This window comes from Leucobacter sp. BZR 635 (genome assembly GCF_048061935.2).
Taxonomy (GTDB): domain Bacteria; phylum Actinomycetota; class Actinomycetes; order Actinomycetales; family Microbacteriaceae; genus Leucobacter.
Window position 1 is genome coordinate 1 of the sequence record NZ_JBLUNZ020000064.1, and the last position, 7139, is coordinate 7139.

The following is a 7139-nucleotide window of genomic DNA, read 5'->3' on the forward strand; positions in this document are numbered from 1 at the left end:
GACCTGCTTGAGCTGCCCCCGCTCGTCGCTCGAAACGAGGACCCGCGCGGCACGGCCTACACGGTGACCGTCGACGCGTGGGCGGTGCGAGCGACCGGGATCTCGGCCACCGACCGCGCCCTCACGGTGAACGTGCTCGCCGACCCCGCGGCGGGGCCCGGCGACCTCATTCGGCCCGGGCATATCTTGCCACTCAGGGCCCACCCGCTCGGCACGCAGGGGCGGGGTGGGCACACTGAGGCGACGGTGGATCTCTTGCGCCTCGCGGGCATGGCGCCCGTGGGGGTACTCGCCGAGCTCGTGGATGACGAGGGGGAGATGCGGCGTGCCGGTGACATCGCGGGGAACGCTCGCTTCGCGGGCATGGCGTTCACGAGCGTTGCCGCTATCGCCGCGGCTGTGGCAGGCGTGGGGAGCTACTCGCGGTAGTCGCCGACCCCGCTGCGCCAGTAGCCCTGGACGTGCAGCTGCGCGACGGGCTGCTGGCGCAGCTGGGTTCTGAACCAGTGGGCTGAGGAGGCCTCCCCGGCAAACCACACGCCAGAATCTGGGGTGAACGTCGCCTGCTCTGCGGCCTGCAGGAGCTGCCGGCCGGGTGCCTCGCCGCGCCGCCTGGCGAGCCACGTGATCGCGGTGCCGTCTGGGGTGGCAAGGTCTTGGCGGTCGCGTTCGTCGGCCAACTCGACGAAGGCCTCAACCGCTCGGCCGGAGTGCTCGCGCTCAAGGATCGCGGAGATGGCGGGGAGCGAGGTCTCGTCGCCAAAGAGTTGCAGCGTCTTGATGGGGCCGCTCGGCGCGCCACTCGGGCGGGGGCCTGCGATGCGGGCGCGTGAGCCGAGGGTGCACGCCGTGGCCCAGCGGGGCATGGTGCCGAGGCCGTGCAGAAACACGTCGATCGTGATCTCGTCGCTCAGTGGGTTGAAACCGCGGACCGTGTAGGCCCTGCCGTGTTCGCCGAACCCGTCGGGCTCGTCGATGAACAGCTTGACCCACGCGCCGGGGGTGTCGTGGACGGTGGCGATGAGGTCGCTGCCGCCAAGGGTGAGTCGCAGCATGTGCTCGCTCACGTGTTCGCGGCCCGTGACAACGACGTCGCGCATGGCTGTGGGGCGGCGGTCCCGGCGGCGGTCCTGGCGTCGCGTGGGGGCTGTGGTTGGTGTTGCAGTGGTGTTCACTGGGTGATCCTCTTTCGAGACAAGGTGTACCGTAATGATAGACGCGAGAGTTTCGGATCAGCAAGTCTCGAAAGTGTTAGGGTGAACGCATGGAGGAGCGCACACGACCCCTGGGCCGCCCGCGAAGTGAGGGTGCCCGCCTGGCGGTGCTCCGGGCCGTCGACGACATGCTCGTGGAGGAGGGCTACGCCGCCATGACCATGAAGGGCATCGCGGAGCGGGCCAAGGTCGGGAGGCAGACTGTCTACCGCTGGTGGTCGTCGAAGGCCGAGATCTTGCTCGAGGCAAGCGCCGCCGATGCGACTCGAGAGCTCACCATCGCCCCGGGGGTGGACACCGAAGCGGACGTGACCGCGTTTCTCGCGGCGCTCTCTGCGTTTCTCACGACCTCTGACGCTGGCCTTGCCTACCGGGCCCTCCTCGGGGAGGCGCAGCACGACCGCAAGGTGGCCGAGCTGCTGCGCGGAACCGACGTGCTCGGTGACGCGGCCCGGACGTGCATTGCTGGCGTGCGGGCCCGCGGCGGTCTCGGCGACGAGGGGAGTGGGGTCGACGACGCCGCGCTCGCCGCAGAGCTTGTCGGGCCGATGCTCTTCCGCACGCTCGCCGAGGGGTGGCTGGGGGATCCTGCTGAGCATCGCGCGATGGCGCGGCGCTTTCTCGCGCGCTAACGGGTGCCCCGCCGGGGTTGCTGCGCCTGTCAGCTCCCGCCTGCTACGCTATTCATCTGATGAATTGGATGGGGCCTGTCGATTGGGGAGCGAGCGCGCTGCGCGACTCCTCGATGACCGCTCCCTTCCTCATGTCGACGGGCGTGATTTCCGGCGAGGGGCGGGGCGATCGCCCGGTCGCCCCGCCGCACAGCCACCCGGAGCCCATGCTCGCCTGGTGCTATCGCGGGACAGTGTGGGTGTACCTCGAGGATTCGATCTGGCGACTCGCCCCCGGGCAGGGGATCTGGATCCCGGCGCGCACGCCCCATACCGCGCGTCACGAGCGCGACGCCGTCGGGTGCTACACGTACGTCCCCGACTCGGAGCTCGCATCGCCCGTGACCGAGGTGCGGCGCGTGCTCGTGCACCGCGCGGTCCAGGAAATGATGCTGCACCTGGGGGAGAACGACATGGACCCGGGGCTGCGGGTGCGGATCCAGGGCGTGCTCATCGACATGCTGCAGCAGCCGTCGACCGACCCGTTGGGCGATGCGGGTGAGATCCCCGTGCCCGGCGACGAGCGTGTTCGGCCGCTCGTGGAGACCGTGCTCGCGCACCCGGGTGACGTGCGTACCGCACGCGAACTGTTTGCGCAGCACGGCCTGCACGAGCGAACGGTGCTGCGCGTATTCAGTAGTGACATCGGCATGAGCTTTGGGCAGTGGCGCACGGGTGTCAGGATGACCGCCGCGGCGCGCCTCATTGTTGACGGCACCCCGGTTGGGGCAGCGGGCAACAGGTGTGGCTACGACTCGACGAGCGCGTTCTCTGCCGCCTTCAAAGGCCGCTTCGGAATGACGCCGCGGCAGTACGTCGCGCAGGCGCAGGCCGATGGGGCGCACCGCTCGTACTGGCGGTAAATCCGATGTTTGGCGGTTTTGCGGCAAAACTCGTCTGCTCGGCAACACATTGCAGCCCCGCGTGCTCCTAGCATCGATGTGTTAGGTAAGGCTTACCTAACTTCTGCCGCAGTTTCGCGGCCCAGACCACCGCTTCCCGCAAGGAGAACAATGTTGCACGCTTCCGCGCGTTCAAAAACCCGGCGCCTCTCAGGGGTCGCCGCGCTCGTCGCCGCCGCCGCGATCGCCCTCACCGGCTGCTCGGCTCCCGCAGACACCGCACCCGAGAAGGGTGCCGAAACCGGTGTGACGATCGAGCACGCGCACGGCTCCACGAACATCCCAGAGAAGCCGAAGCGAATCGTCGCCCTCGGCTGGATGACCCCCGACATCGTCGCCGCCCTCGGCGAGAACCCGGTCGGCGTCGAAGAGGTCTGGGGAGCCGATGAGAGCGGCTACCAGCCCTGGTTCAAGGACTTCGTCATGGAGCAGTACGGCGAGACCCCCGAGATCATCCCGTACGCCAAGGAGGGCCCGAACTACGAGGGCATCAAGGAGCTGAAGCCAGACCTCATCCTCAGCCTGTACTCGGGTATCACCGACGTCGAGTACGAGCGGCTGAGCGAGATCGCCCCGACCGTGCCCTACATCAAGGGCCCGTGGGATCCGAGCACCTGGGAAGAAATGACCCGCACCGTGGGCAAGGCGATGTGGGCAGACGACAAGGCAGAAGAGCTCGTTACCGAGACCGACGAACTCGTCACCTCGCTCGCTGCCGAACACCCCGAGTTCGAAGACAAGACCTTCGTCTGGGGCCTCACGCTCACCGAGGGCGGCACCGACCTCGGCGTCTACCTCGAATACGACCCGCGCGTGCGCATCACCGAGTCGCTCGGTTTCAAGTCCACGAGCGCGATGGATACCTTCCTCGCGACCGCAGAAGGCGACAACTGGTACACGGGCGTGAGCCTTGAGAACCTCTACGACGTCGAAGCCGACCTGTTCGCGGCCTGGGGTGGCAGCAAGGCCGAGGGCACCGCGACCGTCGAGAACAAGATCATCTCGCGTTGGAACCCGATCGAGAAGAACGCGTACGTCATCTACAGCGACCAGGCAGAGGCGTCGGCGATCAGTGCCCCGACCGTGCTCTCGCTGCAGTACATCCTCCCGAAGTACGTCGACGATCTCGCGGCAGCGCTGCAGGGCAAGCCGACCAACACCGGCGAATGACACAGCACCTCTCTGAGCGGGGCCGCGCGGCGGCCCCGCTCTCGGCGGTTCGCCGCCCTGTCATCCGTCGCCGCGCCTGGGTGCTCACGCTCGGGCTCATTGTCGCGCTCGGCGCGCTCGTGCTCACCGCGATCGCCTCGCTCGCGGTTGGCAGCCGGGCCATCGACCCGGGCACGGTGCTCGCCGCGCTCACCGCCTACGACGACGACAACCCGCTGCACCTCATGGTGCGCGAGCTGCGAGTGCCCCGCACCGTCTACGCGATTCTTATCGGCTCCGCGCTCGCGGTCTGCGGCGGGCTCATTCAGGCCTTCACCCGCAACCCGCTCGCCGACCCCGGCATCCTCGGGGTAAACGCCGGTGCCTCCTTCGCGGTCACCTTCGCCGTCGGGGTACTCGGGTTTACCGCTCCCGGATCCTACGTGCCATTCGCCCTCGGCGGCGCGTTCGTGCTCACCGTGCTCGTCTACCTGCTCGGCTCCGTTGGCCCCACGGGTGCCACACCCATGAAACTCACGCTCGCCGGCGTCGCGCTCGGCGCAGCGTTTACCGGTTTCACGACCGCAATCGTGCTGCAGAACAACTCAACCCTGCAGATCATGCGCTTCTGGGGCGTCGGCTCCGTCGCTGGCCGCGAGCTCGACCAGCTCGCCTGGGCCGCCCCGCTCATCATCGCCGGCCTCGTGCTCGGCCTGCTCAGCGCCCGCTCACTCAACGCGCTTGCCCTCGGCGACGACCTCGCGCAGGCGCTCGGTGCGCGAATCCGCGTCACCCGGCTGGTCGTCATCGTCGCGGTCACCCTGCTGGCGGGCACCGCCGTCGCGGCGGCAGGCCCTATCGGCTTCGTCGGCATCATGATCCCGCACGCGGTGCGCTGGTTCACCGGCCCCGACCAGCGCTGGGTGCTCAGCTATTCGCTCGTCGTTGGCGCAATCTTCCTGCTCCTCGCAGACATTCTCGGCCGCGTCGTCCTCCCCAACGGGGAGCTTCGCGTCGGCATCGTCACGGGACTCCTCGGCGCCCCCGTGCTCATCGCGCTCGTGCGCCGCAGGCAGGTGAGTGGACTGTGACCAACCCCCAGCAGACCGTCGACTTCGGTCGGCGTGAGTATCGCGTCGAGAACCGCTCTGTCGCATGGTCGATCCCCGCGCGCTCCGTGATCGTGAGCATCGCGCTCGTCGTCGTCATCATTGTCTCGGGTATCGCCTCGATGACCATTGGGGCATACGACGTGAGCTTCGGCGAGGTGCTGCGCGCCCTCGTCGACCCCAACGTCGACCCAGATACCCGGCAGGTTGTGTTCGAATGGCGGTTCCCGCGAGTGCTCTTCGCGGTGCTGTGCGGGGCGGCGCTCGCGCTCTCCGGCGGCATCTTCCAGTCGCTGACGCGCAATCCGCTCGGGTCGCCCGACATCATCGGCTTTGGCGTCGGCGCTCAGTTCGGCGTGACCCTGATGATGGTCGGCCTCGGGCTGAACACCTACATGTACAAGGCCGCGGGCGCGCTCGTCGGCGGCCTCATGACGGCACTCCTCGTGTACGCGCTCGCTATGAAGCGCACGGTGTCGTCGTTCCGGCTCATCATCGTCGGCATCGGGGTCTCCGCTGGCCTTGGATCGCTCACCTCCTGGATCCTCATCTCGGTGAGTGTCGAGAAGGCCATGATGGCGGCGACCTGGGGAGCGGGCTCGATCGCGTCGCTCGGCTTCGACCAGTTGCTTCCCGCCACCGCAGTGTTCGCGATCGTCGCGATCGCGGCGCTGCCGCTGAACCGCACGCTGCCCGTGCTCGAGATGGGCGACGACGCGGCGACCGCGCTCGGTGTCCATCCCGGCCGCACCCGCTTGGCCGCGATGGTGCTCGGTGTCGCACTCGTCGCGCTCGTGACCGCGGCCGCGGGCCCCATCTCGTTTATCGCGCTCGCCGCTCCGCAGATCTACCAGCGGCTCACCCGCACGAACACTCCGATGGGAACGGTGCCACTCATGCTCACCGGGGCCGCGCTCGTCGTCGTTTCTGACACCGTCGCCCAGCTCTGCAGGGTGCCGGTCGGCGTGATCACTGTCTCGGTCGGCGGCCTCTACCTCGCCTGGCTGCTCGCAGCCCAGTACGCGCGCCGCGCGTGAAAGGAATTTCTATGACTGCCTCGCTCATCGCGCGCGATGTGGCCCTCGGCTACAGTGACGAACCCGTCATCTCAGACCTCACGCTCGAGGTGCCGGATGGCTCGTTCACGATCATCATCGGCCCCAACGCGTGCGGCAAGTCGACGTTGCTGCGCGGGCTCGCCAGGCTGCTCAAGCCCTCCGCTGGAAGTGTGCTACTCGATGGCACCGCGATCCATTCGCAGAAATCGAAGGAGGTCGCAAAAAGGCTCGGGCTGCTGCCGCAGTCCTCGATTGCGCCCGACGGGATCACCGTCGCCGACCTCGTCTCGCGCGGCCGCTTTCCGCACCAGAATGCGATGCGCACCTGGAGCCAGGTCGATGAGGTCGCCGTCGCGCAAGCGATGGACGCGACGAACGTCACCGAACTGTCGCGGCGACTCGTCGACGAGCTCTCGGGCGGGCAGCGACAGCGAGTGTGGGTGGCGATGGCGCTCGCGCAGCAGACCGGGCACTTGCTGCTCGACGAACCGACGACGTTCCTAGATATCGCGCACCAGATCGACCTCATGGAGCTGTTCGCGCAGTTGCACCGCGACGGCGCGACGCTTGTTGCGGTGCTGCACGACCTCAACCACGCCGCGAGGTATGCGTCGCATCTCGTTGCGATGCGTGACGGCCAGATCGTCGCGCAGGGGGATCCGCGCGAGATCATCACCGAGCAGCTCGTCGAGGCCGTGTACGACCTGCCGTGCAGGGTGATCGAGGATCCGGTCTCGGGTGCGCCGCTCGTGCTGCCGCTTGGCGGTCGCCGGTAGCCTGCGCCTGCTCGGCCTGGCGCGGCCTTCCGCGGCCGGGTTTCTGGCCGCGGCTGGTACGCGCGTGCTGGGGCCAGTTACCGCGTGCTGCGGCTGGTTACCGCCGGCCGTAGCGCTCGGCGTTCTTTGCCTGCGTTCGGCGGCCCCAGACGGTGCCGGCGACCCAGAGCAGGGCTCCGAGTACGAATATGCTTCCGGCCGTCACAAACATCCAGTCCATGTTCACCACGGTAGTCGCCATGTGGTGAGCGGCAACACCC

8 protein-coding genes are annotated in these 7139 nt (G+C 68.2%); 7 read left to right on the forward strand and 1 reads right to left on the reverse strand.

What is annotated here, in order from left to right; translation table 11 throughout:
* Window positions 1–429 (forward strand): 3,4-dihydroxy-2-butanone-4-phosphate synthase (locus tag ACI1US_RS12550; protein WP_461640774.1); only part of this gene is annotated, 429 nt, incomplete at its 5' end.
* Here the strand turns inward: ACI1US_RS12550 and ACI1US_RS12555 are convergent.
* Window positions 417–1175, reverse strand: coding sequence for a siderophore-interacting protein (locus ACI1US_RS12555; protein WP_461640775.1), 759 nt, complete (start codon window positions 1173–1175; stop codon window positions 417–419). The two genes, ACI1US_RS12550 and ACI1US_RS12555, sit on opposite strands and share 13 nt — an antisense overlap.
* 89 nt (window positions 1176–1264) lie before the next feature.
* Here ACI1US_RS12555 and ACI1US_RS12560 point away from each other — a divergent pair, with 89 nt between their 5' ends.
* The 6 genes from ACI1US_RS12560 to ACI1US_RS12585 all read left to right on the forward strand — a co-directional run bounded on the left by ACI1US_RS12560 (window position 1265) and on the right by ACI1US_RS12585 (window position 6879).
* Window positions 1265–1846, forward strand: a complete 582-nt coding sequence (locus ACI1US_RS12560; RefSeq protein ID WP_461640776.1) for a TetR/AcrR family transcriptional regulator — start codon at window positions 1265–1267, stop codon at window positions 1844–1846.
* Window positions 1847–1905: 59 nt separating this feature from the next.
* Entirely contained in the window at window positions 1906–2748 is an 843-nt protein-coding gene (locus tag ACI1US_RS12565) for a helix-turn-helix transcriptional regulator (RefSeq protein WP_461640777.1), read from the forward strand.
* A gap of 150 nt (window positions 2749–2898) precedes the next feature.
* Window positions 2899–3957 carry an ABC transporter substrate-binding protein gene (locus tag ACI1US_RS12570; protein WP_461640778.1) on the forward strand — a complete coding sequence of 353 codons (1059 nt, stop codon included), beginning with the start codon at window positions 2899–2901 and terminating at the stop codon, window positions 3955–3957.
* Window positions 3954–5027 (forward strand): FecCD family ABC transporter permease, encoded by a 1074-nt coding sequence (locus ACI1US_RS12575; protein WP_461640779.1) that lies wholly within the window; start codon window positions 3954–3956, stop codon window positions 5025–5027. The genes ACI1US_RS12570 and ACI1US_RS12575 overlap by 4 nt, the downstream gene beginning before the upstream one ends.
* Window positions 5024–6082: a FecCD family ABC transporter permease gene (locus ACI1US_RS12580; protein ID WP_461640780.1), complete on the forward strand. Its 1059-nt coding sequence runs from the start codon at window positions 5024–5026 to the stop codon at window positions 6080–6082. The genes ACI1US_RS12575 and ACI1US_RS12580 overlap by 4 nt, the downstream gene beginning before the upstream one ends.
* A gap of 11 nt (window positions 6083–6093) precedes the next feature.
* The gene (locus tag ACI1US_RS12585) at window positions 6094–6879 is read left to right on the forward strand and encodes an ABC transporter ATP-binding protein (protein WP_461640781.1); all 786 of its coding nucleotides are present in this window, start codon (window positions 6094–6096) and stop codon (window positions 6877–6879) included.
* Window positions 6880–7139: the final 260 nt, after the last annotated feature.

Coding starts and splice junctions, on each gene's coding strand:
- ACI1US_RS12560 (WP_461640776.1), top strand. CDS start 1,265: ATGGAGGAGCGCACACGACCCCTGGGCCGCCCGCGAAGTGAGGGTGCC.
- ACI1US_RS12570 (WP_461640778.1), top strand. CDS start 2,899: ATGTTGCACGCTTCCGCGCGTTCAAAAACCCGGCGCCTCTCAGGGGTC.
- ACI1US_RS12585 (WP_461640781.1), top strand. CDS start 6,094: ATGACTGCCTCGCTCATCGCGCGCGATGTGGCCCTCGGCTACAGTGAC.
- ACI1US_RS12575 (WP_461640779.1), top strand. CDS start 3,954: ATGACACAGCACCTCTCTGAGCGGGGCCGCGCGGCGGCCCCGCTCTCG.
- ACI1US_RS12565 (WP_461640777.1), top strand. CDS start 1,906: ATGAATTGGATGGGGCCTGTCGATTGGGGAGCGAGCGCGCTGCGCGAC.